Source organism: Patescibacteria group bacterium (assembly GCA_028692545.1).
In the GTDB taxonomy this organism is placed as follows: Bacteria; Patescibacteriota; Patescibacteriia; order UBA1558; family S5-K13; genus STD2-204.
In genome coordinates this window covers 1-26180 of record JAQUXC010000011.1, presented here as the reverse complement: position 1 = coordinate 26180, position 26180 = coordinate 1, and the positions used below count along the sequence as shown (strand labels likewise).

General features: G+C 29.0%; 25 protein-coding genes and 1 pseudogene. 7 read left to right on the top strand and 19 right to left on the bottom strand.

The window, feature by feature from the left end; translation table 11 throughout:
* Positions 1-25: 25 nt before the first annotated feature.
* Both PHZ07_04495 and secG read right to left on the bottom strand, forming a co-directional pair.
* On the bottom strand, positions 26-1867 hold the full coding sequence (locus tag PHZ07_04495) for a peptide ABC transporter substrate-binding protein (GenBank protein MDD3284824.1): 1842 nt from the start codon (positions 1865-1867) through the stop codon (positions 26-28).
* Between the two features lie 49 nt (positions 1868-1916).
* A complete protein-coding gene (gene secG, locus PHZ07_04490; GenBank protein ID MDD3284823.1) occupies positions 1917-2129 on the bottom strand; it encodes a preprotein translocase subunit SecG in 213 nt (70 codons plus the stop codon).
* 114 nt (positions 2130-2243) lie between these two features.
* Between secG and PHZ07_04485 the strand changes: the two genes are divergently transcribed.
* From PHZ07_04485 to PHZ07_04475, 3 genes are read left to right on the top strand one after another with little or no spacing between them, the layout of a single operon-like run.
* Complete coding sequence (locus tag PHZ07_04485) at positions 2244-2642, top strand: hypothetical protein (GenBank protein MDD3284822.1); 399 nt, start codon at positions 2244-2246, stop codon at positions 2640-2642.
* A 2-nt stretch (positions 2643-2644) separates the two neighbouring features.
* Positions 2645-3190 (top strand): M48 family metallopeptidase, encoded by a 546-nt coding sequence (locus tag PHZ07_04480; GenBank protein MDD3284821.1) that lies wholly within the window; start codon positions 2645-2647, stop codon positions 3188-3190.
* A complete protein-coding gene (locus tag PHZ07_04475; GenBank protein ID MDD3284820.1) occupies positions 3148-4344 on the top strand; it encodes a L,D-transpeptidase family protein in 1197 nt (398 codons plus the stop codon). The genes PHZ07_04480 and PHZ07_04475 overlap by 43 nt, the downstream gene beginning before the upstream one ends.
* A gap of 77 nt (positions 4345-4421) precedes the next feature.
* On the opposite strand, the gene PHZ07_04470 is transcribed toward PHZ07_04475, so the two are convergent.
* The 14 genes from PHZ07_04470 to PHZ07_04405 all read right to left on the bottom strand — a co-directional run bounded on the left by PHZ07_04470 (position 4422) and on the right by PHZ07_04405 (position 16482).
* Entirely contained in the window at positions 4422-5255 is an 834-nt protein-coding gene (locus PHZ07_04470) for a hypothetical protein (GenBank protein MDD3284819.1), read from the bottom strand.
* 645 nt (positions 5256-5900) lie between these two features.
* Positions 5901-6425 (bottom strand): NYN domain-containing protein, encoded by a 525-nt coding sequence (locus tag PHZ07_04465; protein ID MDD3284818.1) that lies wholly within the window; start codon positions 6423-6425, stop codon positions 5901-5903.
* An 8-nt stretch (positions 6426-6433) separates the two neighbouring features.
* Positions 6434-7591: a YibE/F family protein gene (locus PHZ07_04460; GenBank protein ID MDD3284817.1), complete on the bottom strand. Its 1158-nt coding sequence runs from the start codon at positions 7589-7591 to the stop codon at positions 6434-6436.
* Between the two features lie 3 nt (positions 7592-7594).
* Positions 7595-8788 (bottom strand): hypothetical protein, encoded by a 1194-nt coding sequence (locus tag PHZ07_04455; protein ID MDD3284816.1) that lies wholly within the window; start codon positions 8786-8788, stop codon positions 7595-7597.
* A 4-nt stretch (positions 8789-8792) separates the two neighbouring features.
* Positions 8793-9059, bottom strand: a complete 267-nt coding sequence (locus PHZ07_04450; protein ID MDD3284815.1) for a thioredoxin family protein — start codon at positions 9057-9059, stop codon at positions 8793-8795.
* Positions 9060-9065: 6 nt separating this feature from the next.
* Positions 9066-9752: a hypothetical protein gene (locus PHZ07_04445; protein MDD3284814.1), complete on the bottom strand. Its 687-nt coding sequence runs from the start codon at positions 9750-9752 to the stop codon at positions 9066-9068.
* 105 nt (positions 9753-9857) lie between these two features.
* Positions 9858-10598: a ZIP family metal transporter gene (locus PHZ07_04440; GenBank protein MDD3284813.1), complete on the bottom strand. Its 741-nt coding sequence runs from the start codon at positions 10596-10598 to the stop codon at positions 9858-9860.
* 6 nt (positions 10599-10604) lie between these two features.
* A complete protein-coding gene (locus PHZ07_04435; protein ID MDD3284812.1) occupies positions 10605-10880 on the bottom strand; it encodes a DUF134 domain-containing protein in 276 nt (91 codons plus the stop codon).
* A 98-nt stretch (positions 10881-10978) separates the two neighbouring features.
* Entirely contained in the window at positions 10979-11185 is a 207-nt protein-coding gene (locus tag PHZ07_04430) for a DUF5320 domain-containing protein (protein MDD3284811.1), read from the bottom strand.
* Between the two features lie 348 nt (positions 11186-11533).
* Positions 11534-12388 carry a DUF1566 domain-containing protein gene (locus PHZ07_04425; protein ID MDD3284810.1) on the bottom strand — a complete coding sequence of 285 codons (855 nt, stop codon included), beginning with the start codon at positions 12386-12388 and terminating at the stop codon, positions 11534-11536.
* A 126-nt stretch (positions 12389-12514) separates the two neighbouring features.
* Positions 12515-13567 (bottom strand): hypothetical protein, encoded by a 1053-nt coding sequence (locus tag PHZ07_04420; protein ID MDD3284809.1) that lies wholly within the window; start codon positions 13565-13567, stop codon positions 12515-12517.
* Between the two features lie 103 nt (positions 13568-13670).
* Complete coding sequence (locus tag PHZ07_04415; GenBank protein ID MDD3284808.1) at positions 13671-14579, bottom strand: aldolase; 909 nt, start codon at positions 14577-14579, stop codon at positions 13671-13673.
* A gap of 57 nt (positions 14580-14636) precedes the next feature.
* Positions 14637-16214 (bottom strand): 2,3-bisphosphoglycerate-independent phosphoglycerate mutase, encoded by a 1578-nt coding sequence (gene gpmI / locus PHZ07_04410; protein MDD3284807.1) that lies wholly within the window; start codon positions 16212-16214, stop codon positions 14637-14639.
* Entirely contained in the window at positions 16204-16482 is a 279-nt protein-coding gene (locus PHZ07_04405; protein ID MDD3284806.1) for a hypothetical protein, read from the bottom strand. Before PHZ07_04405 ends, gpmI begins: the two co-directional genes overlap by 11 nt.
* A 188-nt stretch (positions 16483-16670) precedes the next feature.
* On the opposite strand from PHZ07_04405, the pseudogene rpsF reads away from it, so the two are divergent.
* The 4 genes and pseudogenes from rpsF to efp all read left to right on the top strand — a co-directional run bounded on the left by rpsF (position 16671) and on the right by efp (position 18741).
* Positions 16671-16946, top strand: a pseudogene (rpsF, locus tag PHZ07_04400) (30S ribosomal protein S6).
* Between the two features lie 363 nt (positions 16947-17309).
* A complete protein-coding gene (locus PHZ07_04395; protein ID MDD3284805.1) occupies positions 17310-17747 on the top strand; it encodes a single-stranded DNA-binding protein in 438 nt (145 codons plus the stop codon).
* A 101-nt stretch (positions 17748-17848) separates the two neighbouring features.
* On the top strand, positions 17849-18073 hold the full coding sequence (gene rpsR, locus PHZ07_04390; GenBank protein MDD3284804.1) for a 30S ribosomal protein S18: 225 nt from the start codon (positions 17849-17851) through the stop codon (positions 18071-18073).
* A gap of 110 nt (positions 18074-18183) precedes the next feature.
* Positions 18184-18741: an elongation factor P gene (gene efp / locus PHZ07_04385; protein ID MDD3284803.1), complete on the top strand. Its 558-nt coding sequence runs from the start codon at positions 18184-18186 to the stop codon at positions 18739-18741.
* A 65-nt stretch (positions 18742-18806) separates the two neighbouring features.
* Here the strand turns inward: efp and PHZ07_04380 are convergent, their stop codons facing one another.
* The 3 genes from PHZ07_04380 to PHZ07_04370 are packed head-to-tail and all read right to left on the bottom strand — an operon-like array spanning position 18807 to position 25969.
* Positions 18807-20159 (bottom strand): hypothetical protein, encoded by a 1353-nt coding sequence (locus tag PHZ07_04380; protein MDD3284802.1) that lies wholly within the window; start codon positions 20157-20159, stop codon positions 18807-18809.
* 12 nt (positions 20160-20171) lie between these two features.
* The gene (locus PHZ07_04375) at positions 20172-23606 is read right to left on the bottom strand and encodes a hypothetical protein (protein MDD3284801.1); all 3435 of its coding nucleotides are present in this window, start codon (positions 23604-23606) and stop codon (positions 20172-20174) included.
* A 2-nt stretch (positions 23607-23608) separates the two neighbouring features.
* Positions 23609-25969 (bottom strand): hypothetical protein, encoded by a 2361-nt coding sequence (locus tag PHZ07_04370; protein MDD3284800.1) that lies wholly within the window; start codon positions 25967-25969, stop codon positions 23609-23611.
* Positions 25970-26180 lie beyond the last annotated feature (211 nt).

Genomic DNA, 26180 nt, shown 5'->3' with positions numbered 1-26180 from the left:
AATCATAAATCTTTTCTAAAAATAATTAATTATTTTTAATTTTAAAAGTTTTTTTGGTTTTTATATACCAATTATATATATTTGAAAATCTATCAGATGACAAATATACAATTTTTCCATCTACACCTTTTATGTTTTTTGAAACAGGATAATTATAAGTAGGTCTAAATAAAAATATGGCCATATACTGATCTTTTAATATTTTTTGAAATTCTTCATATTTTTTTATTCTCTCATCAAATGATGTTGTGGCTCTTGCAGATTCTAAAATACTATCTATATCCTTGTCTGCAAATATACTAAGATTCAAACCAGATACAATTTGAGAAGAGTGCCAAAATGGATACGGATCAGGATCATACGATAAAATTTGACCATACAATAAAATTTGATAATTCCTTGATTCTATTATTTGACTTGTTATTTTATCCTTTGGAATAATCTCTAAGTTTGTCACTATTCCAATCTTTCCCCATTGTCTTTTTATATATTGTAAAATTTTTATATATTCCGCGTTATCAACACTTGTTATTGTAAATTCTAACTTTTTATCTCCTTTTTTAAGTGTTCCATCTTCTAGTGACCATCCTGCATTTTTTAATAATTCAGCAGACTTCTTAATATCATATTCATCTGTTCCTGAATTTATAATAAAGTCCAGTGGACCATAAGCTTCTTTTTCTGAAATTTCAGCTTCTTGAGCTAGTTCTTTTTTATTTATAGCCAAAGACATTGCCTGTCTTATATTTTTATCTTTTAATAATTCTTGATTTTTGGGATTGAAAAAAAGTGCTATATATCTAGGCATATCAAAAGTATGTATATTTATTGAATTAAAATCTTTCACTTTTGATAAATTATCCTGTGATAAAAATCCTATTCCATTTATTTTTCCACTTTTTAAATATTCAATAGCACTATCTGTATCATCAAATAGTCTAAAATTTATTATTTTTAAATACGGTTTTTTTTCATAATAATCATCAAATCTATAAAGAGTATATTGAATTATTTTGCCACTAGTATCTTTTTTAAAGGATTTATATTGAAATGGACCAGTTCCTATTGGTTTTTTATTTAATTCAGTTAATCCAGAATTTGCAGCTGGAATATTATGCCAAAGATGAGCTGGTAATATTCCAAAAGTAAGAGTTGATAAAAAAGGAGAAAACGCTTCAGTCAAAATCAATTTAAATGAATTATCAGAAACTTTTTCATATACTATACCTTTGAAAGTTTTGTATAATGGACTATTAAAAGACTGGTCTTGAATAGATGCCAAGGTAAATTCTATATCTTCTACTGTAAGTTTTACATTATCGTGAAAATATATATTATCTTTTAATATAAATGTATATATTTTTTGATCATCACTAATATTATAATTTGAAATAAGATCTTTTTCTAACTCTCCATTATTATTCATTCTAAAAAGACCAGAAAATACCAATTTACTTATATCCCTATCTACATCATTTGTTTGTGAAAGTAATGGATTTATATAAGCTATAGACCCTACAACCCCTTCTGTATATTCACCACCATATCTAGGAACTTCAATCAAAAAGTTCCAAAAAGTTTTACCTAAAAATATAAACAAAGATGTTATAGCGAAAAAAATAAATATTATAAGTATTCTTTTCTCTTTCAAAGATAAAAAATATTTAATTTGTTTTAATTGTTCTATTGTCGGTAATTTTCTTTTGTTATGATCTAAAACAAGTTTTTTATCCTCATTTATAGAATTATCTAATTTTAATTGAGATTTTACAGATGAGAAAGATGTACGAAAAAAATAATAGACATCTTTAACAAAATGGCTTTCTTTAAAAAAAACTTTTATTTTTTTAAGAAAATTTAAGAGCACAGGTATTGTGCTTATTGATTAGATATTTAAAGAATTGGTCTAATATATATTATACAAGAAGACGGGCTAAACCCAAAGCAAAAAACATAACTGACAAAACTATAGTTGATATAAAAATAAATTTTTCAGCACCTCTTTTTACTTGAAATACAGAGCTTTGACCACCAAAAAGTGAAGATAAGCCTCCACCACGGTTTTGTAATAATATAGATACAATAAGTAATACAGAAACTATTATTTGTATTATGTCCAAAAACTTCATATATAAGTAAATTTATAAATAATAAAAGACAAATTTATATAAAAATGATAGCATAAGACATTACTCTTGTCAATTATACTTTATAGATTATAAAAAAACTGATATTATATATTTATGAAAAAGCATACAAAAGATGTATCAGGTAACTTAAAACTTTGGAGATTTATTACCTATCTTTGGGCAATTTTTACAGCTGTTATATTTATAGTACATTTTTTTAAAATTTTAGACTGTGAAAATTCTCTTGAGACTATAACGCTAGTATACATTTCTATATTATCAATATTTACAGGGATAAAAGAAACAAACAGGTGGAAAAATAAAAATTTTATTTCAAAATACAAGGGAGAAATATTTATATCAATTTATACTATAATAATTATAATATTTATAATTTTAAATACACTGTACCCAGAAAAATATAAAATGCCAATGGAATTTACTGCCACATATTTATCTATACTTGGAATATTTGCAATAAGTAGCACATCAAAACGACTAAAAAACAAATAATTATGAAAAATTATAAATTAATCCGCTCTCGTAGAAAAAGTGTTGCACTAGAAATAAACAAAGATGCAGAACTTATTATAAGAGCTCCATTATTTACTCCAGTATATATAATAGAAAAATTTGTAAATCAAAAAAACAATTGGATAACAAAAAAACAAAAAATAGCAACTGATAAAAAATATGATTTAAAAAAATTACAAGGCTCTGAAATCAAAAAAATTACAAAACAAAAAGCTGAAAATATTATAAACAAAAGGGTAAAATATTACTCTAAATTAGAAAATATAAAGTATAACAAAATAAAAATAACGAATGCAAAAAATAGATGGGGTTCGTGTAGTTTCAAAAATAATATAAATCTTTCTATGAGGTTAGCTATGGCTCCAATAGAAATAATAGATTATGTAGTAATTCATGAACTGTGCCATATAAAAGAAAAAAATCATTCCAAAAAATTTTGGAATGAAGTTGAAAAAATAATGCCAAATTATAAACAAAATGAAAAATGGTTAAAAACAAAAGGACATTTACTAAGTATATTTATATAAAATTTTTATTTGTAATTACACTTTTAATAATTCCAAATATTATATTTGCTAAAAGTTATGGAAAACTACTAAAAGTAGAAGGATTGTCCTCTATTTTTTTTGTAATCGATAATAAAAAATATGATTTTCCAAATGAAGAAATATTTTTGTCTTGGTACAAAAATTTTAATAGTGTAGAAAATATTAGTAGCGATGATATGTCAAAATATGCATATTCTGGAAGTATAAAATTAAAACCAGGAAACTATAAAAGCATTGGATATATAAGAAATGGAACAATTGTAAACCACACTGAAACAAAAGGATATTATTATATAGAAAATGGCAAAAAAAGAGTATTTACAACTGATGAAGTTTTTAGAAAAAATGGATTTGATTATAAAAATGCAATAACTTATGACTTGTCACATTGCGAAGAAGGAAAAGCAATTAATTCAATAGAAAATTTGAATAATATATTTGTAAATCCAATTACAAAATATTATGACGCTGATAATGACGACTTACCTGATTTTGAAGAAGAAAATATTTATTACACTGATCCAAATAATTTTGATACTGATGGAGATGGAATACCTGATGGAAAAGAAGTAAAAGACAAAACATCTCCAAGACACAAAGACAAAAAAATGATTGAGGTAGATTCTGACAAAGATTATTTAAATGATTATTGGGAAATACTAATAAATACAAATTTGATGAATGCTGATACTGATGGAGATTTGTATCTAGATGGAACAGAAGTAAAAGCAGGAAACAATCCACTAGACAATAATCCAGAGGCTAAATTAGACAAACTTATAAAAGTAGATATAAAAACTCAAAATTTAAAATACTATTTTGGTAATACAATGCTAGATAGTTTTCCTATATCAAGTGGTATAAGAGGTATGGAAACACCAAGTGGAGAATTCAAAGTTCTAAACAAAGTGGACTCAAAAAGATATGGTGGTCCTGGATATAATTTTGATTATCCAAACACAAAATGGAATTTACATTTCACAACTGGAAAATATAGATTCTATATTCACGGAGCTTATTGGCACAATAATTTTGGACACCCAATGAGTCATGGGTGTGTGAATGTATCATATGAAAATATGGAATTATTATATTGGTTCTCTCAAATTGGAACAAAAATTGTAATAAAGTAATTTTTCCAAAAATAAAAACGACGGAGAATGTTACATCCCCGCCGCATATTCTTTAGGAAATACCGATTAGGCATTTCCTACTTTTTTAATCTCATTTTTGATTTGTATTCATGCTCCATTAGAGCATAATAAAACTTCCCAGTATAATCCATTATTATGAAAGTAGATTCCCATAAGGATTCTGCTGGAAAATATTCATTTATACCCGGGGAACCGAAAATAAGCACACCCATATTAAACCTGAATTCTTTTAAACGTCTTTTCAGCTTATGCTGAATCATCCTTATTGGAATTCCAAATTGGACAGCTTCTAAAATTCTCTTCTGAAGCACTTCATCCGTGGTGCCATATAAAGCACCCAAAGAATCTGGTGTATTCGGAGCTGGATCGTGATAAGATAGTCCATATGAATCTCTACTCATAAAATCTAAGTCGAAGCCATCCAGTTTATAATCTTTCCTGCACCGAGGGCAGAAAAATCTCGGACCATTTAACCACTCTTCTGGTGGCGGTACTTGTATTTCCGCATCATATTTCAACACTCCACCGCAATCAGGACAAAATCTTTGTGGAAGTATTTCTTCCACCACGATAGCTCGTAGTGGCTTGTAAGAAGTGGTATACCACCATCTCCTTGCTCCATTTTTCTGATTCCTTTGTTCGGGTAAACGAAACATTGGAATCGGCTCATTACAACCACCAATCTGCAAATTTCCATTTTCTGAAGTATATTCCCAACCACCGAGGTTGAATTCTTCCTCTCCATCTTCGTTATTTCCAAGGGAAATAGGATTGTCGAAAACTTCGACTATTAATACTGGGATGCATCTTTGATCATTACCTAGACAATAACTTGCCACAAAATCTGGAATTACATCTCCTACTACCTTATTGTTGTATGAGTCGAACATTTTTCCTCCTAAAAGGACAGCTGTCAAGCTGTTTCACCACTTAGTAGATGACAACTAAGCACTTTATGTAAGCTCCCGTTACACTTTTTTCTTTATTAGAAAGCCTGTAACTGGCACGGTTTTAAAGATCCGCACTTATTAATAACACCAATTATAAATTTATAATTTATTGTTTTCTCTATAGCAATCAAAGCAGTGTAGAGATTAGAGTATATCAGTATGACATTGTCTTCCGCTGTCGCCATATATCATTGCTTTAGAGCTTTGATAAGGCAACTTAGGTCAACATAATATAAATATTAGTCATTTTATATACTCTATTCTTAGGCTAAATCCGCCCCATTTAAGGGGTAGAAACAGCTGTATAGTTCCCTCCACACTATTTTGATTGCTATAAATATACTTTGTCAAAGAACTAAATCTATACAATATAGTATCATATTCTGTATATTTTGTCAACATTAGAAAAGGCCTATTTTCCTGATATTTTTGTAACTAAAAACAAATAAAGTCACCTCAATCAAAAATGAAAGTGACTTTAAAATTATAAATAATAGTATCAAAAAATCTAATTTCTAGATTTCTCTACTCCAGCTACGCGTGATAAGTCGAAGTAACTAAAAATAAAACGACTTTAAAAAATAATTATTTCTTTCTTCTTGTAATTTTTGTACCTGATATCAAAAACTTTTTCGTATCAGATGAAATATTGAAAAAGTCATCTGCTTTTTCTATAAGACGAGCTGATGTAGTTTCTTCAAAAGCTATTACTTCAACAAGTACTCCATGATATTGCAAATAATCTACAAGTGGTACAAAATCACCATCTCCAGTAACCAAAATTACAACATCAAGCTGTAAGGACATTTTTATTGCATCTACTGTAATACCAACATCCCAATCCCCTTTTTTATTTCCACCTGCAAAAATTTGCAAAGGCTTTGAGTTTATATTGAATCCTTGTTCTTCTAAAGCTTTGAAAAAACTATTTTGATCTGGAATACCAGATTCTATAACATAAGCAGTTGATCTAATTAGTTTTCTATCATAAACAGCTTGTTCTAATATAGCTCTAAAATTTACAAATTTTCCATAAAGATTTTTTGAAGAGTAATACATATTTTGTACATCAACAAAAACTCCAACTCTTTGATCTTTGTGTTTGTGCATAAAATTGTTTATCCAGTATAACTGGATTTTTTAATTTTTAAATAATAAGCTCCTAAAAAAGTACTAATAGGCATAGACAATGCAAGTCCTATACCACCTATTAAACTTCTAAATATTTCAACAACAACCAAATCACTACTTAAAACATCCAACATAGATCCTTTTGTACCAACATAAAACAACAAAAGTACAGTAAGAGAAGATCCTGCATAAGCCAAAAATAAAGTATTTGTCATAGAACCAACATGAGATACGCCAATCTTATATGCCCTTTTAAAAACTTCATAATTAGATAAATTTGAATTTGTTTTTTTTATCTCTTCAACAGCTGATATCTGACTTACAACCATATCATCCAATACTCCCAAAGCTCCTATTATGGTACCAGCAAAAAGCAAGCCCTTGAAATCTATTGATTTCTTCATAGCATCAATAAGAAAAACTCCTTCCTCCGAGATACCAGTAAGCCTCAAAAGATTTGAAAATATCAAGGCAAATATACCTGTAATAATCATACTTATAAATATTCCTAAAATTGCTAGATGACTTTTTCTATTTATACCTTCTGTTACATATATTATCATTAATAAGATAAAAAATCCCCCGAGAATAGATATTATTATAGGATTAACGCCATTTAATATTTGTGGCAATATAAATTTTAATATAACAAAAAATGTTATAAACAAACTTACTATAGCCCTAAAACCTTTTAATCTATTTATTATCAAAATACAAAAAACAAATATAAAAAATAATAAATATATAGAATTGTTTCTTATATAATCTATAACATAATAGACAATTTCTCCATCTGTATTTGTATCTGCACTCACAATAAGCCTGTCGCCAAGCTTAAATTTTTGAACCGAGTAAACTTGCATATCACTTATTCCATTATATACAACTTCCTTATTTTCATATCCATTATTCAAACCTTTTAATTTTAAATTTTGTTGTTCTATAATATTTCCATTTACATCTTCTATTTTTTTTTCTTCCAATATTTCTATAACTACCGCCTTAAATAAAACACTATCAACATTATTATTTACATCCTCCGATAAATTTTTGTAAGGGTTTACTGTTTCTTGAGCGAATACAAAAAATGGAAATAAAAAAATTATCCCTAACAACAAGAACTTTTGAATATTTTTTTTAGACATAAATTAATTTTTTATAAGCATTATAATTCCTAATACAAAAAGCACTAATCCACTTATTAATTTTACAAATTTTAAATATTTCTGTGAAATATTTGTTATTTTTAATGTAAAAATAGCCAAACAAAAAATTATAAAATCATCTATCATGTAGAACAAAACATAGATAAAAATATGAAAATAATAAGAAAATTTGGAAAGATTGTAGGAGGTTAATATTTTTGTATAAGCCATAGGAAAACCCAAAGAACAAACAAGCTCAACCAAATTTACCCCAATAGCAACAACAGATACCACTAAAATCATAGCAAAAAGAGACATTTCCGAATTAGATATTCTTGTTATACTTACAAATAATTTTTTTTGTAATTTTGTAAAAATATTTTCTTTCTTTCCTTCTGATACATCACACATCTTACACACAACTCCTGTCCAATAATCTTTCAAAACAAAAACTGAGAAAATTATTATAAAAAGAGAAACTATAATATTTACAATTTTTATATATCCAACAAAAATAAAAAGATTAAGCCAGGCTGTTATAAAAAGAAAATACATTAGACCTGATATTAATATAAATACAGATCCTATAATAAATACTTTTTTTCTACTACCGGTTCCCACTAAAACTGTAAGAAGAAAACCGAGAGCAACCATAGCACAAGCATTGAATCCGTCCAAAGCACCTACTGTAATACTAAGCATCATAGGAGAAAAATTATTTACATCAATATCTCCAAAAAAAGGAATTTTAAAATTTCTAAAATTTTCAATTCGCTCTATTTCTATTTTTTTATTATCTCCAACGCCAACATCATGATCTACCTCATTATTTAAATCGTTTATATAATTTTTTATACTTTCTCCTATTTTTTCATTGTAACCTACAAAATATTTATCCTTTATAAATGTCATAGGTACGGATCCATAATCATTATAAGGAACTTTGTATTCTAAATATAAATTTTTTACCAAATTTTCATTTTTTAAATCAGTTATATCATAACTGTTTACAATAATATCTTTATTATTATTTTCCAAAGAATATAAAAATGGTTTTTCATTAGCACAAAAATGACATGTAGGACTAAACAAAAAATTTATCTCAATTTCTTTTGCATGTAAAGAAAAAAATGGTATCAGTACAAAAAAAACTACCAACAAAATAAATTTAAATGTTTTATTTTTTACAACACTCATTTTATTATTTATCTTTATTTTCTACTATTATTTTTATAAGTTCACTTTTCTCTACTATACCTTCTTTTCTCAAAAATTCATTAACATCTTTATCCAAAAATATAAAACTAGGAACATGCTTAATATTATATTTTTCTCTTATATCTTTATTTTTATCATAATCAAAATATTCTGTTTCTAAAAAATTAAACTCTTCCTCTATTTCTTTCCAACGAGGTTTCATCACCAAACATTCTGCACACCAATCTGCGCCTATTTTTAGAACTTTCATAAATTTTTATTCTAATACAGGTTCTGGATTAGAGGGTGTAATATTAGAAACAGGCTGATTTACACCATCTGTATCTATATTACTAGGTTCTAAAATTGTAAAACTATTTAAAATTATATTTATATCTTCTTGTTTTGAGGCTATAAAATCTTCATCTACTCCCTTTGGTATAGAATAGGCAACTACATATTTATCATTTTCTTGAATCTTTGTTGGTGTATAATAAGATAAATCTTTTACAGAATCCCATATACTTTTGTCAATCATAGCTATATTAAAAACAGGACTATTTTCATCAAAATAAAAATCAACTGAATCAGTAGAACCAATCACACCAAATTTCAATTGTCTATCTTTTGCTATATAATTTCCCCATGTTTTAGGAAATTCCATAGAAAATCCACTTTTACTATTTGTATAAACTATATTCTCTGGTTTTTTTTCTTCTTCTTTTTGTACCATGTTTGTTCTTATATATTCTTCCATTTGTGTTAACTGTGATGATAAATCTTTTATTCTAGATTCAGATTTTTTCAAATTTTCATCCTTATCCTTTACAATACTTTGTTGACCAGAATATATAACAGCACCGACAAGTACTGCTACTACAAGAACTGAAACTATAAGCATCCATGGCTTTAGATATGTTCTTGATTCTGATACTGTTTGTTTTTTTACAGTTTGTTTTCTCATAATTTTTATTTGTCCCGTTTTGGGGAATTATTAATATTATTAATTATGTTTACTTCTGACTACATGTAGACAGAATGTAATATGTTATTTAATTATATCACAAAATTAAAAATCTATAAGTTTTATAATTAATGTAAAAGATATACCCAATACAAAAAATAAAAAATAAAAAATACTATTTTTTTTATCAGGATGAAGCTTTATCTCTGGGATAAGATCTGACGCAGCAATATAGATAAAACTTCCAGATGCAAATGGCAACAGAAACACAAGGCTCAAACTACTAGAAGTAAAATATACAAACATAGCACCAATTATAACTGTAAAAGATGATGTGAAATTAAAAATTAAAGCTTTTATTTTACTCCAACCACCATGAATAAGTACCCCAAAATCCCCAAGCTCTTGAGGAAACTCATGCAACATTACAGCTATCCAAGTAGCAATACCAACTTTTATATCTACAATAAATGCACTGGCTATGACAGTTCCATCTATAAAATTATGAACAGAGTCGGATATAAGCACCAAATACGTAAATGGCTCTTTGTGTTCACTTGGCAATTTGTGACAATGATGCCAATGTATAAATTGCTCCAAAAAGAAAAATGTAGAAAATCCTATCATAATCCAAACATACACCATAAAACTATTATCCATTATTTCTATAGCTTCTGGTAATAAATGAAATAATGCTCCACCCATAAGTGCTCCTGCAGAAAATGCAACCAAAAAAAGAATTATTTTTCGCAAAATATTTTCCTTAAAAAACAAAACAAGTACACCAGATAAAGAAATCATACTCACGCAAAGTGTAGAAAATAATATAAGATAAAATGTACTCATAAATTTTTAATCTTTAATTTTTATTGCTTTTCCATTTAACATAGCATCACTTATTTTTTTGTAAGCTGATGACAAAATTCTTTGAAATGTACTCTGTGATGTATTCATTTTTTTTGCTGATTCTATTTGATCCAAATTTTTTATATTTTTCAAATTAAGCGCTTCTATTTCTTCATGAGACAAAAAAACAATATCCAAATTTCTCATAGGAATTCCTTGGGGTTTGAAATATTTTGAAACAGCTTTTGTGCTTACTTTTCTACATAATCTTGGTCTTGACATATAATTTGTAAATTAAAAAGATATAAATATATATTCGTATAATAATAAAAATTTTACAAAAAGAAAAGAGGCAAAAACCCCTTTTCTCCTTTTGTCTATTATTTGGAGTCCTTTATCTCATTTTCTACATAAGATAATTCTTCTTTCAATTCATCTCTATAGTCTTCTAGATTTTTAGGATTTTGTCTGTTTAAAAATCTAAGACCACGACAAGGAAAACCTGAACGAAAAGAATTACAATTTCCCATACCTCTACCAGTCATAGGACCTTGTCCCATAGGACCTGTTCCATCATATTTTGGCATATATTTTTTCTCCTGTCCCGTTTTTTAAAGTTAAAAACAGCTAAGCTGGTTAAACTCGATTTGCGGGATTATTTATTAACATAGCTAAAATTTATTGATAGCTATTCAAAAAATCTAAGCTATATTATGAGTATATACCCAAAACTATATTTTGTCAAATAAAAACCCGCCCTGGGGGTGGGATAAAATAATCAAATAATCAGATAATCAATCCCATCCCGCTTAGCGGGATGGGAAAATTCAGGGAATTCATCCCGTGAGATACACGAATTATCGATGTATTGATATTTTAATACCATATGAATCTAAACGAAAAATGGCGATATTAATAAGACTATCTCACGGGATTCATCGGGTGCAACGAACATAGCCCTCATTACCCTTACCGCCGTTGCCGGTGCCGCCATCATAGAAATAGACGCTCCAAGCGATGCGCGGACTATCAAGATATGTAGTAGATGACCAATAGTACTCACTGACTGTTGCTGGAAAAGCGGTTATATCAATGGCTGGGTTTGATTTACCAAAATCTACTAATGTTAATAATTCTTTTATGTTTGGTAATCTCCAATCCGTATATCCATCAGTTTCGTCATTTTCACATATAGTAATTGCCTGAGCAAAAGTATGTGTTGTAGCAGTACCAGTTTCACAATTATTACCACTTAATCCTTCACTGCATTTCTTCCACATTAGACCTGTTGAATTATCTAATACTGTATTAGTTGTTGTGGTATAGCTCATTGCTTGACCTATTTGATATTCACCGTCTTGACCTGTGCCAGAACAAGGAATTTCATCTCCCGTAGCACTACTTGGATCATAACATTTTGTCTGACCTGTTTTTAGTGGTTGTGATGGATATGCAGTACCACCTACCCCCATATATCTTGTACCATATAGTATCTTACTTGAATCAATATCTGGTATTGCTTCATATATCTCTTTTAGTGTGTGAAATGTAGATGCTGGTGTGGCTGATGATGTAAGATCATGATCTCCTTCGTCTGCACTACTTGTGTTATCTGTTAATTTAGTGTAAATATCTCCTAATGTATAGAATGTAGATGATACTGATGTTCCTGCTGGAAACAGGTCTCCTGCTTTTGTAATACTAAATGTGATAAGCATTACTAGTACTGCAAATGAAATGTTTTTTAATATTTGTTTTGTTTTCAACCCATTAGATATGATTTTTTTCATATTGTTATGTTTTGTTATTTATTATTGTTATTATTAATTGAAATCCATAAATAGGTTGTACTATCTAATGGGTTTCATATTGTTATTATTATTTATTTATATATATATTAATTAATTATTTGTTGATTACTCTATTGATGTTCCTTCAGTATAATCTCCAAACAATTCATCTGGTAGATCATGAACTAGCTTATTCCAATCTTTTCCATATAACTCTATTGCTTTTTCTTCTGTCTTTATCCATCGTATAGTTCCGTTACTTCCTACTAGATATACTTTTGGAACAGTTGGTATTTTAAATAGTATTCCTACATTGTATGGAACATTCTTTCCTAGTGTATAAGTAGCTAGTTCTTCTTTAGTTATTGTACTAACAAATGAAAAGTCATCATTAAAGTACGAATACCATATTTTTTCATTTACATATGAATGTCTGATATTGTCAGTATCTACAAAGTAGACCGTACTACTATCCTCTGTTTTTACCCACTTACCAGTTTTCCATACCTTATTTACTTCATTATTGTTAGTGTTATCTTCTTCATTATTATTGTTTTCTTCATTATCATTATTATTTTGTTCTTCATTGTTATTATTTTCATTATCATTATTATTCTGATTGTTGTTATTGTTTGTATTGTTACTCCATCCTCCACCCAGTGATCCTGATGATGGTCTTACTGATTTTGGAATCCAGTCAGTTGATACTTTATAATTATTATCATCACATGTATCAGTATTTAAACAATTCATTGATATATATCCAATATTCTCTCCATATGCATAGCCAGTAAATTCACCATTTGTGTTTATTGTAACTCCTGTAAAATTTATCCATCCTGCATTTTCACTATACGCATAACCGCCTAATACTCCACTTTCTGTATTTGATACTTTGTAATTATTATCATTACATGTATTAGTATTAGAACAATTTAGTGATATCCATCCTGTATTTTCACTATATGCATATCCAGTAAGCTGTGTATCTGATATATAGATATCACTATTTGCATCTTTAAAATTTATCCATCCAGTATTTTCATTGTATGCATATTTGTTTGTATTATCTATTGATCCGAAATTAACAGATGCAAATGATTGATTTGCCAATAAAAAAGATAAAATAAATACAAAAAATGAAATATTTGTTTTGATTAATTGTTTTGCTTTAACCATAAATGTTTAAAAATTAATTAATGATTTTATTAATATTTATATAAATTGTGATGTATATTATTATATAATATATTTTATCACCCCCCCCCATGAAGATGTAAAGCTAAAATGTGGTTTTGCCCTCTACAATAATAGAATAAACATCATTACATATTTCCACTGCATCTTTTAAACTCTTTTGATGAATATTTCTACCAATAGCAGCCCCCATAGCACCATTTTCCAATTGATAAATAAGTCTTTTCAAAAACAATTCTCTACTCATAGACTCACCCCCAGAAAAAACAACCTTTGTTCTACCAGAAGCGCTAATTATTTCTTTTATCATTTCAGGGCTTGGCTCTCCTTCTAAATCAGGATATATTACTTTTACAAAATCAGCACCAAGACATGATGCAACACCAGTTGCCCCTGCTATAAGATGAACATCTTTTTCTACCTTTATCGCTTTACCCCTTGGATAAATCCATAAAACTACTACAAGACCCTCTTGGTGGGCATCGTTTATAATACTAGATGCTTCTACAAGCATTTCTGCTTCATATTCACTTCCCAAATATATTGTATAACCAACACCCAAAATGTTTAATTTGTTTTGTCTTTTAAATTCTACAACATCTTTTAGCTCTGTAAACTGTCTACTTATTGGATCTTCTTGTTCTTTTCTTACCAGATTACTCTTACCATTTAATTTAACAAGATAAGGAATATTTTTATAATCCATTCCGTATCTTGCTATAAGACCAAGCTGAGTTGCAAAAACTCCTATTTTTGCCTTTGATGCAATCCTGAATAAGTGTTCTGGACTAGCATCTTCATCACTAATATTTTCTCCATAAAAATCATCATTTAAATGCTCTATTTTTTGATCACCTGCAAAAAGCATAAGTCTTCCACTATTTCTTGTTATTTTTAAATAATTATTAACATATTCTTTTCTTTTTAAAATAGGAACATCTAATGGTATTAGTACGTCTCTACTTGTTATTTTTTTTAAAACTTTTTTTTTCATATTTTTGTTTTGCATTTTATTTTTTACTCTGTCGTACATACAAAGTTATGTTATTTTTTATAATATACCCCTAACTAAATCTATCCCCTTCATATTGGAACTAGGGCGCAATTTGAATCTTGCAAGTACAGTTGGGGCTATATCTGATAATACTCCAGAAATATCTTGTTTATACAAAATATCATTATTAAGATTATAACCCTTGCCATGTGTTTTATTGTTTATAGTAATAAAAGGAACGGGAAAATTACTATGTTCTTTGTCAATTTCCCCAGTCTTTAAATTCACTACCTCTTCTACATTACCATGATCTGCTGTTACAAACACAGTGCCATTTTGACTAAGTACTTCTGGTATTATTTTTGACAAACTTCTATCTATTTCCAAAACAGCTTGTCTTGCTGCACTCAAATTTCCAGTATGTCCTACCATATCTGCATTTGCAAAATTTACAACGGAAAAATCAAATTCTTTCTTATTTATACTATTTATAAGATTTTGAGTTATTTCCTGTGATGACATCTCTGGTTTCATATCATATGTTTCAACATTTGGAGAAGGAATAAGTATTCTATTTTCACCCTTTAATTTTTCTTCTTTTAATCCATTAAAAAAAAATGTAACGTGAGCATATTTTTCTGTTTCTGCAATATGTAACTGAGATAAATTATTAGAACTGATAACCTCACACAATGTATCATTTATGTCCTTTCTTCTAAAAGCAACTTCTACAGGAAAATCTGATTTATACTCTGTAAATGTGCTTATAAACACATTCTTTGGCCTATCACCTCTGTCAAATTCTAAAAAATCATCCAATGACATTGCTTGAGTAAGTTGTCTTGCTCTATCAGCCCTAAAATTAAAAAATATTATTGCATCATTGTCCATAACCTTAATAGGTGATTCTTTGTCACCTATAACAACAGGGTTAAATTCTTCATCAAATATATTTTTTGCATAAGAACTCTGAATAGCAAGTATAGGATCATTGTAATATTCTTTTGCTTGAGCGTGAAATATTGCATCATAACTTGACTTTATTCTATTCCAATTATTATTTCTATCCATTCCATAGAATCTTCCAGACAAAGTAGTTATTTGACCACAATTATACAATCTAATAGTCTTCTCCAGTTCTCTTATAAATTCTAAACCTTTATTTTTTGCCGTATCTCTACCATCCAAAAACAAATGCAGATATACTCTTTCTAAATTACTATCTGAAGCCATTTTAATAAGAGCTTCTAAATGAGCCTGATGTGAATGTACTCCACCAGTACCTATCATACCTATTATATGAAGTGAAGAATTACTATTTTTTACATGACTCATTGTCTTTAATAAAATCTCATTTTTAAAAAAACCACCATTTAATACTTCCCTATTTATTCTATTTAAACTTTGTAAAACAATTTGACCAGAACCTATGGTAAGATGTCCCACTTCTGAATTTCCCATCTCTCCATATGGAAGACCCACTGCTTCTCCAGATGCTTGCAACAAAAAAGTTGGATAATTTTTTATTAATAAATTCCAATAATCAAGCTTTGATAATGATATCGCATTACCAATTGATGGCTGAGTAATTCCCCAACCATCCAAAATAATTAAAACAACTGGATTAGTAGTCATAACTTATATCCTCTTCTACACCATCTATGATTTGTTCTAATTTTTGTTTAATTAGATAGTCTTTTTCATTTATTATCTTGGCGATTTCTTCTCTTTTTTCCTCATCCACTTCTTTTTCTATCTCTATAATCCTTTGATTTCTACCATAAACCATATCAGTTATAGACATAAGAGCTTTTTCTCTTTTTTGTTCCGGAACATTTAATTCCGAAAGGTAATTTTCTATTGATTTTTGTTTAAAAACTTGGTCTGTAATTTGAACCATCATAAATTTATTGATAAATTTATTTATATCTAAATAATATCATTAAAATATATTATTTGAAAGATTGATTGCAGTTTTATCAAAAACCAACAAATGCAATAACACTATTGACTTAGTGTAAAATAAATGTTAAGTTTCTTTATAGATTTACTATTAGTAAATTTAATTTTTATACTAAATTAATAAAAAAAATGAGTCAAAAACAGCACTACGAAATAACATTTATTATCAATGCAAATCTACCTGAAAATGAACATTCAGAAGTAGTAAACTTTGTTAAAAACTTGATTATCAAAAATAATGGAGAAATAACATTAGAAGAAAATCTTGAAAGAAAAAAATTCACCTATCTTATAGATAAAATGAGTAAAGGTGTATATTATTCTATAAGATTTAATAGTGGATCAGAAACTATAAAAGGACTAGAAAAAGAAATATCTTTAAATCAAAATATATTAAGATTTTTGACTATAAAAAAATCAGCTTCTCTTGGTGGTCTAGATATTACAAAAAATTTAGAAGAAAAAACCAATAATGATAATGATAAAGAAAACAGAAAGCCTAATACAATAAGAAATACTAAACCTAGAGCGGAAGAAACCATAAAAGAAAAAAAGGCTGAAAAAGTTGAAATTGAAGAAGTTAAAAAAGAGGAAGATATAATACCTGAAAAAACAGTAAAAGAAGAGCCAAAAGTTTCAAAAGAAGAAGAAAAAGTAGAACAAAATGAGCTAGACAAAAAACTTGATGAAATATTAAACAACGAAGAAATATAAAATATAATTAACTATTTCAACTTAGTTAATATAGCTAAGTAGAACAAAAAACATATGGATCTAAATAGAGCAACAATAATAGGAAGACTAACAGCTGATCCAGAATCACGTACAACTCCATCAGGACAACCAGTAGTTTCATTTTCTATGGCTACAAATATGACATGGAAAGATCAAGAAGGACAAAAACAAGAAAAAACAGAATTTCATAATATAGTTGCATGGAGAAAGCTAGCAGAAATTATTACTCAATATCTAAAAAAGGGTAGTAAAATTTATCTAGAAGGTAGATTACAAACCAGAAATTGGGAAGACCAAAATGGTATAAAAAAATATAGAACTGAAATAATAGCCGAAAATATGATAATGTTAGATAATAAATCAGGAGATGGGGCTTCCAATAATTTTAATAAAGCAAAAACTGAAACTAGTGAAGACCAAAGTCAACAAGACGATGAGGAAGAAATAAATATTGAGGATATACCATTTTAATAAATAACTATCCTCCGAAGACGAATTCCTGCCCACAAGAAAGACAGGCGCCACGAATGAAAAAAATAAAAAATAATTATATATTTTAGAATTTTAAAACTATGACAAAGACAACTATAAACAAAAAGAAATATTGCTATTTCTGTCACAAAGATATAGATTATATCGATTTCAGAGATATTCAATTATTACAAAAATTCATAAGCTCCTATGCAAAAATAGTACCAAAAAAAAGAAATGGAGTATGCTCAAAACACCAAAGAAAATTAAGCCAAGCTATAAAAAGAGCAAGGTTTATGGCTTTATTACCATATACAAAATCATAAACAACCCTCACAAAAATTCCTGTCCCTAAAACAGGAATTTAAAATTGTCTAAAATTAATCCTGTCATTCGCACGCCATAGTGGCACGCCGCAGACAGAGCAAGAAAAAATATGTTAGAATTCAATGAATTAAAACTAAACAAAATAATATCTTTTAAGGATCAACCATATAAAATAATATCTGCTCAACATTCCAAACAAGCAAGGAGTGGTGCAGTTTTGAAAACAAAGCTCAAAAATCTTATAACAGGTGATATGCTTGAAAAAACATTCAGTGGTGGAGACAAAGCTGAAGAAGCAAATTTAACTAGAGAAAAAGCAAGTTTTTTATACAAAGATAATGAAAATTGTTATTTTATGGATCAAGAAACATTCGAACAATTCTTCTTTGATATAGAATCCATGAAAGAACAAGTTGATTATTTAAAAGATGGAACAATTGTAGAAATATTAAAATTCAATGATAAACCAGTGTCTGTAAGTTTACCTACAAAAATGGAATTTAAAGTAATATCTGCTCCACCTGGAGTAAAAGGCGATACAGCTGGATCTGCTACAAAACAAGTTACCATAGAAACAGGTGCAAATATAAAATGCCCTTTATTTATAAAAGATGGCGATATTATAAAGATAAATACAGAAACAGGAGAATATGTAGAAAGAGCTTAAATACATAAAACTAACCAAAACCACCCCGGGAGTGTAAACACCCCCGGGGTGGTTTTTTATAAGATCTATTTAAATTTTACAATCCCTGCCTCCTCTACCACATCTCTCCATAAAAAGCTTTCAAGATTCAAATCACCATACACAATAGAAAAATATTTTTCTTGCTTATTTTTCTTGAAAATATTTGCTATATACATTCCGAACAAAGCTGATTCTCTTTCATTTATTCCAGACCTGTTTAACAAAAATTGTAAAAACAAACTTACTGATTCTGGATTTTCATAATGCTCAACTATAAATTCTACAATACTTTCAGAAAATTTTGTAGATAAATATTTTTTAAATTCTAATCCGGCAACTCCTGGTACTGATTTATAAAACTGATTAAACAAACCATTCTTTACCAAAAATAATATAAAAGAAAAAATTTTGTTTTTATCTTTCGAATAATTTTCAAATTCACCAAAAAGAGAATCTAAATTATTTTTGTATTGCTCTAGATTTTTTGTATCTAATTGATTCATTTTATCTTCAAAATCTTTATATTTTTGCAATAATATCTGTATAGATTTTTTTTCATCAATATTTTTTTCTTCTTTTGGTAAAGACTTTGATTCTTCATCAACATCAAAAACCTTTTTTGACCTCACTTCAATATCTGGATTCATAATATCTTTTATCTCATCATACAATTTATATACTTCTCTAGGGATTTTTTCTATTTCTCCATGTCTCAGTACTGCCAATTCTCCATCAGGAGTTTCTATAGATATTGCTTCTTCCATTCCTATTAAATCAGATGACTTCATCTTGAGCATTGAATAAAGATCAAAAATAGACTTTACATCGTCTTTTTCTTTTAAAGATAAAGCATTAAAATTTTCACTTGAAGTAAAATATTCACTAATTGAAACTGGGTCCAAAAACCCATCTTCAGTATATTTATTTCTAAAATCTTTTAACCAATTTTGAACACTTTGATCCTCTAAAACGCCATTTATTTTTATTTTCTCTTTTGATATCAAAATTTTGTTGCTCAACAAAAAATCTCTAATCTTAATTTTGAATTCATCTCTATCTGGTAAAAAATAAAAATTTGTCACAAGAAAATATTCTACTCTACTTGAAATATTATAATATTTTATATCAAACATCTTATTGAAATGTTCTTCCAATAATTTAAAAAATTCTTCTTCACTAAGTCTATGAAGTCCTAGAAATTTAGCGGTAATTATCATATCATCATACTGAGCCCGTGATTCTTGACTTAATGTATTTCCAATCTCTGGAATATCCAAAATCTTTTGCATATAAAGAGCAAATTTATATCCTCTAATTCCATCTTCTGACTCAATTATAGAATCTAGCTCTTTTCTAAAGCTTTGAATTGTATTCTTGTTGTTGAAATCGTATTGCATGATTAATTTTATTTAAGTTTTATTTTTAAATATTTTCATTACCTCATTATATATATCCTCTGGACTTAATGTCTTTCCAGATGTTTGAGTTGTTAATTTCAATAACGCCTCATAAAATTTATCTCCTGCTAAAGATTTGGTCTTATCAGAGTTTACCAAATTTGTAGCTAAATTTATATTCATTCTTTGTGCATGTCTTGTTATAAATTCACTATTAGCACCAAGAGATTTTACAAGCATACCTCCAAGTGCACTCATCTCAAATTTTTTGGTTTTACCATTTTCGCCCCCAAAAGCCAATCTATTTAAAGTTCTAGCTATAACCTGTGGATCCAGTTTCATAATGTCAGCCCAGCATTCAAATGCATGTTCTGAATCATCCCAAGACCCATCTTCATTCTGTCTTACCATACATTCAAATTTTCCATCTGGCCTTACTTTTACAGTTCTGGCTTGTTCCCAGTGTCCAGCTTTCTCAGCAGCATAACTTACATCATTTTGTGCTGCTAAATACTCTTGTTTTTTCATACCAAAATCTCCTCCAAATTTTTCCTCGAAAAATTTTGTTTGACCAATAGCATTACTATCATAATTAAATTCGTTCAATAATTCATTCAAATTACCATCTTTTGCAAGTTTTTCTACAACAGCCAAACCTGTATACTGATCACCAGCATTCATAGCAGATCTAAATGCAGATATAAGCTCAGTCTGACTCTGTAATCCAGATATTTCTTTTGCTTTTTTGTCTACCAATTCTCTATGGGCAGATCTTGCGGTTGTACTAACCATGGTGTATTTTGATATATTTTCTTTATGCTCTGTCATTTCTGATTCTTTTGCTTGTATTCGTTCGTCTATAGATTTTTTATAATCATCTTTAGATATAGCACCAGACATTTTACCTACAAAATTATCTATATTTAATTTTGATTCAACTCTTGATTCATCAATTTTATCTCTTCTCTCTCTATTTAAGTTATTTATTCTAACTCTTTGTTCATCATCTGAGAGAGTCCTATCACTTTCAACTGTTTTAACTCTTTCATCATATTCAGAGTTTATATCAAGCTCTTTTAATTCTTGTTCTCCCTCTTGATTATCTTTAAATTCACTATATCTTTTTAATTTTCTATTATGATGTTCTGCTAAATGACGACGCTTTTTATCCTTCTGTTTTTCTGACAAATTTTTATCATTTTGAATTCTCAAATCTTCTTCTTGATATTCTTCATTAGCATTTTCTACAAAATTTTCAGAAGTTACGCTAGACGACATTTTTTTTATAACAAAACTAGCAACTTTATTCTTAGAATCAGAAATCTCTTTAGATTTTTGTTCTTCTAATTCTTTTCTTTGTCTCTCAGCCTCATCATCAGTTAACCCCGGATTCTCTGCAACAGCAGTCATTGCGGCATTATATTTTACAGTAATATCTTCCTCTTCTTTCTCCTGATTTGCTTTTAATCCATGAAATCTATCCATTCTTATTTCATAATCACTCTTTGCATCTTTTATTTGCTCACTTCTTTCTTTACTAGTTAATGTTTGATCACTATTTATTCTTTTTATTTCTTGTTCATGTTGTATTTTTGAAAAAGCTTCAAAATCATCAGACTCTATATCAAATAATTTTATTGACTCTTTTTCTTCTGCTAATTTTTTAATTTTATCTTCTATTGCTTCTAATTCATCTAGCTTATCTTGTGCTTTTTTTAATTCATCATCAGCACTTTTTTTCTCTTCATCTGTTTTTGCTGCCTTTGCCTTTGCCTTTGCTTCTTCAACATTAGCCTCTAATTCCTCTTTTGTCTTTCCGTCCATTAATTCAGTCTTCTTCTTTTCTTCTTCTTCTATTTCTTCATCCTTTGTTTCTCTCATTTTATCTTGCTCTTCTTTACCAAAGGCCATAGATCCAATATTTTCCCTTAATCCTTCTAATCTTTCTTTTTCTTTTCCTGCTTTATCTAATTCATCACTTTCTTTATTTGTATAACCAGCTCCATGAAAAGTATCACCAACAGCGCTTGACAAACCCTTTAGCCCCAAAGTACCAGCTAAATATCTATTACCCCATTCCTTGCCACGAGCTGCACCAAAAAGAACACCTGATAAACCAGTTCTTGAGGCAGCATTAGTTCTTATATCTTTCATATCTTGATCTTTTTTATCTGCAAAACTAGCTTTAATTCCCTCTATACCCATCTTTGCAGAGTGATATCCAACACCCCATTTACTTAAAGTTTTTCTATCAGCCCATGAAGCTAATCCTGCAGCACCTTTCAGTGGTGTTTTTACAGCAAAACGTGCTGCTTTTCCAGCAAAAGAATTCATATTACTCATCATTGATCCTGCAAATTGAGATCCCATAACACCCATTGACTGAGCTACTTTTATTGCAGCTATAAGAAGCGCTATTACAACTATATAATCAAGTAATACAGATGCTTTTCCGACTTGTGTTCCTGTAGCACTACCTGGTCCTGCACCCACTCCTTGTCCTGCTAATTTATTATTATCATCATCTGGTATTTCTGCGGATCCTTGTTCATTTAGTGTAGTTAATAATTGTTTGTCTGAAGCATTTTGTATAGTGAATAAAGCGAGCCACAAAAAGAACGCAAGTACTGGCCCACTTATAAGATTTTTGCTAAATTCTTCCCACCATTGATTGGCATATTTTGTACCAATTGGAGATGCTTGAAGTAAATATGCTATAGGAGATAATATTGTCAAAACCCATAAAGTAACTATTCTACCCATAAGCATCACTATCATTATAAGCATTACTATTCCAAATATTGCCATCAAAATAAGAGCTAAAACAGCCGCTCCAAACATAGTCCAAGAATCTGATTCTGCAATATTTCCACTAGAATCTGCTTTCAAAAATTCACCCAAATGCAAACCTTGAGCTAGATTACCAGCTGTAGCAGCCTGAAATGAAGAAACAAATGTAAGCATTATAACCTGAGAAAAATCTATCAAAATTCCTGTAATTGTTTTTGAAAAATTTATGATGATAGCAAAAACTACAAGCTTTGCTAACCATTTTTTGTATGCATATGATTCTATTTTCAAAATAGTAGAAAAAGATATTACAAGAAGTATAAGTATAAAAAACATATTACATAAATCTCTCACAATCTTCCAACCTTCCTCAACGGCAAAAACACCCTTTGTGAAACTTCTCCATTGAGCCAAATACACCATAACCTTCATCTCTAATATTACCAATGTTGACGCAAGATCTACAAAAAACAAAACTACATTTGTAAGTATCTGACCAATAGCAGATCCTAAATTATCTGCCTTTACAAAAAATGGACTAATAAACAACAAAAATATAAGACAAAATGATATAGTCAAAAATGTTCTTCTTTTTTTTGAAAAACCAAACCATTTATTAGAAAAATTCTGAAATATTTTTTTTGTTTGTTTTATCATCTCTATCTAGGTGTAATTATTATAGAACAATCCCCAACATCACAAGTACCAAGATTTCCTGTTGCAGTCGTACCCCAATTATCCTTTACTGTAACGCTTGGTGTATATACACAACATCCGCCAGGTATTCCGTACTGTGAGCAATTTGATAACCATGCGTTATTCAATGGATCACATGAATATATATAACTATATGAAAAATATCCTATTTCTTTTTTGTCCTTATTATCTTCCATACAAGCACTTTGCGTATCTCCCCAGCTTCTACCAAAACACTTATTACCACTACCACAAGTTGAATCATCATAACACTCATCACCCAATGAACTATCAAACGCATCATTATAATTAGTTCCACACCTTCTATCACAATTATGTTTACGATTTTTAAATGGACCTTCTATTGTAGTTTCTACACCGGTTTCCCAATTTATAATTATATCTTGTATTGGCTCTCTACCTGAACCAGTATATGCATAAAAAGATAAACTTGCATAAAGACTTCCTTCACTGTTAATTATATTAGCCCCATTAATATTATTTACACTTATGCCATAATCACCTTCTAAAATACTATTATTTTCCTCATCATATTCAAGAAATTTAATAATAGGTGGGTTTGTAGAGTTTGTAAGGTCCCAATAATCAGATGCTGGCAAAGCACTTAATACAGAAGGTAAAGACACTGCATCTTCAACTGACAACCAAGCATTGCTAGTATTTTTATATTGAAAATTTCCATCTGGAACTTTTATTACAATATTATTCAAATGAGCTTTGGCAGCAACAAAATTATTTACATTTGTATCTAAAATATTTGAATAAAAATCATAAGAAGAAGCTGGATTACTATTCAACTTGATTGCAAGTCTACTTGCCTCATCATTATTAAATAGTGCAGAAAATGGTGCTTGTATATCTACAAAATTAGGAGATTGCCAAATTTTGCTATAACTTACATCTGTAAGTACACTATATCTGGAAGGATCACTTGTTCTTGCTCCAGTACACACCCATTTATCATCTATATAACATCTTGGTGAATTACCAGAAACATTTGGCCCTGTTTCTGGGTTTTCTACCTTTGATAAATAGAAATTATTCGCATTGAAAACAACATTTTCTAAATCAAAATAGCTAAGACACGACTGAACACAAGATGATCCTGATATACAACTGGTAGAAGTTAAAGTGGCATTAACACCTGTAGAAACAGTTACTTCAGTACACGTTGAACCAGATATTGATGGATCTGCAAAAGATGCTACTGGACCACTACCGTAGTTTATAGCATCTATAAATCCACCTATCATACATTTATTATTAGCTAGAACCATCTGTTGACTACCTAATGTAGTAAATGTTCCATTATTGATATCATATGTAAATAAATATGAGTCACAGTTTGTACCATTAAAAACATAGCTAGAACATGAGTGATCGGATGCCTGATTAATACCTGTTCTTTCCATACAATTTACAAAATTACAATCAGCTTCTGCCTGTGATTGGATGATGTTATAAGTTGTACTTGCAGTAGAATTACATAAAGCTAAATCAAATGAGGTCCCCGAACCATATGAAGTTCTTAAATTTTTATAGTGATCATAACCAGAATATCCATACCTAAAACAACCTAAACCATTATTTACTGTCTCATCATTAACCATTGAAAATACACAATTTGGCACACAATCACCCGAATAATAGCTCCAATTCCAAAGGCTTGGTGTATTTACATAATAATTATAAGTTCTAGGATTACAAAATCTTTTCCTATTTCTCCACCTATGAGTACCACAATTACTGCCCATTTTACATTCAGCTGTTTTAACTTCATGCTTACCATAACTTAAACAAGAAGAAAAGTCAGGATAATCACAACCACCACAATGCCCTCCAGTAAATATTGTTGTATTTGCATTGTAATACGTTTCACCCTGATCTGCCCCTGTTGTTAGGTTTACACCCTCATCATAAATATATTTTTCTAACTTATTATTAGGAGAGTCAAATAAAGACGCTAAATTAAAATCGTTTACATCTATAAAATTCAATATACTTCCTGAACCTACAAAACCAAAATCTTCAAAAGAGAATTTGTTTGCATTAACATCATGCATTTCGTGTTGGTCTCCACTTACAGTTGTGACATGGACAGGAGTATCCTTTCTAATTATATTATTATTATAATAAAACCAACCATCATTAGATGCAAGATCGCTAGGAGAATTTTCTGCCACATAACCACTATCAAGCCAAGAATTTCCTAGTTCTGTACCATAAATAATCTGAGAAGCTATATTATTATGCTGATTATAATATGATGTATTAACAGTACTTCCTGCTGGTACAAAAATCAAAACATTACATCCACCTGCTCCAAAAACACCACAATATACTCTATCTTCAGGAGTTTTCCAATCATCTGCTATAGCACAAAGTTTTGCATTTCGTGTTGGTCTCCACTTACAGTTGTGACATGGACAGGAGTATCCTTTCTAATTATATTATTATTATAATAAAACCAACCATCATTAGATGCAAGATCGCTAGGAGAATTTTCTGCCACAT

What these genes read in the sequence shown, in the direction of transcription:
- secG (MDD3284823.1), bottom strand. Translation starts at nt 2,129, where the DNA reads ATGAAGTTTTTGGACATAATACAAATAATAGTTTCTGTATTACTTATT.
- PHZ07_04485 (MDD3284822.1), top strand. Translation starts at nt 2,244, where the DNA reads ATGAAAAAGCATACAAAAGATGTATCAGGTAACTTAAAACTTTGGAGA.
- PHZ07_04480 (MDD3284821.1), top strand. Translation starts at nt 2,645, where the DNA reads ATGAAAAATTATAAATTAATCCGCTCTCGTAGAAAAAGTGTTGCACTA.
- PHZ07_04475 (MDD3284820.1), top strand. Translation starts at nt 3,148, where the DNA reads ATGGTTAAAAACAAAAGGACATTTACTAAGTATATTTATATAAAATTT.
- PHZ07_04470 (MDD3284819.1), bottom strand. Translation starts at nt 5,255, where the DNA reads ATGTTCGACTCATACAACAATAAGGTAGTAGGAGATGTAATTCCAGAT.
- PHZ07_04465 (MDD3284818.1), bottom strand. Translation starts at nt 6,425, where the DNA reads ATGCACAAACACAAAGATCAAAGAGTTGGAGTTTTTGTTGATGTACAA.
- PHZ07_04460 (MDD3284817.1), bottom strand. Translation starts at nt 7,591, where the DNA reads ATGTCTAAAAAAAATATTCAAAAGTTCTTGTTGTTAGGGATAATTTTT.
- PHZ07_04455 (MDD3284816.1), bottom strand. Translation starts at nt 8,788, where the DNA reads ATGAGTGTTGTAAAAAATAAAACATTTAAATTTATTTTGTTGGTAGTT.
- PHZ07_04450 (MDD3284815.1), bottom strand. Translation starts at nt 9,059, where the DNA reads ATGAAAGTTCTAAAAATAGGCGCAGATTGGTGTGCAGAATGTTTGGTG.
- PHZ07_04445 (MDD3284814.1), bottom strand. Translation starts at nt 9,752, where the DNA reads ATGAGAAAACAAACTGTAAAAAAACAAACAGTATCAGAATCAAGAACA.
- PHZ07_04440 (MDD3284813.1), bottom strand. Translation starts at nt 10,598, where the DNA reads ATGAGTACATTTTATCTTATATTATTTTCTACACTTTGCGTGAGTATG.
- PHZ07_04435 (MDD3284812.1), bottom strand. Translation starts at nt 10,880, where the DNA reads ATGTCAAGACCAAGATTATGTAGAAAAGTAAGCACAAAAGCTGTTTCA.
- PHZ07_04430 (MDD3284811.1), bottom strand. Translation starts at nt 11,185, where the DNA reads ATGCCAAAATATGATGGAACAGGTCCTATGGGACAAGGTCCTATGACT.
- PHZ07_04425 (MDD3284810.1), bottom strand. Translation starts at nt 12,388, where the DNA reads ATGAAAAAAATCATATCTAATGGGTTGAAAACAAAACAAATATTAAAA.
- PHZ07_04420 (MDD3284809.1), bottom strand. Translation starts at nt 13,567, where the DNA reads ATGGTTAAAGCAAAACAATTAATCAAAACAAATATTTCATTTTTTGTA.
- PHZ07_04415 (MDD3284808.1), bottom strand. Translation starts at nt 14,579, where the DNA reads ATGAAAAAAAAAGTTTTAAAAAAAATAACAAGTAGAGACGTACTAATA.
- gpmI (MDD3284807.1), bottom strand. Translation starts at nt 16,214, where the DNA reads ATGACTACTAATCCAGTTGTTTTAATTATTTTGGATGGTTGGGGAATT.
- PHZ07_04405 (MDD3284806.1), bottom strand. Translation starts at nt 16,482, where the DNA reads ATGATGGTTCAAATTACAGACCAAGTTTTTAAACAAAAATCAATAGAA.
- PHZ07_04395 (MDD3284805.1), top strand. Translation starts at nt 17,310, where the DNA reads ATGGATCTAAATAGAGCAACAATAATAGGAAGACTAACAGCTGATCCA.
- rpsR (MDD3284804.1), top strand. Translation starts at nt 17,849, where the DNA reads ATGACAAAGACAACTATAAACAAAAAGAAATATTGCTATTTCTGTCAC.
- efp (MDD3284803.1), top strand. Translation starts at nt 18,184, where the DNA reads ATGTTAGAATTCAATGAATTAAAACTAAACAAAATAATATCTTTTAAG.
- PHZ07_04380 (MDD3284802.1), bottom strand. Translation starts at nt 20,159, where the DNA reads ATGCAATACGATTTCAACAACAAGAATACAATTCAAAGCTTTAGAAAA.
- PHZ07_04375 (MDD3284801.1), bottom strand. Translation starts at nt 23,606, where the DNA reads ATGATAAAACAAACAAAAAAAATATTTCAGAATTTTTCTAATAAATGG.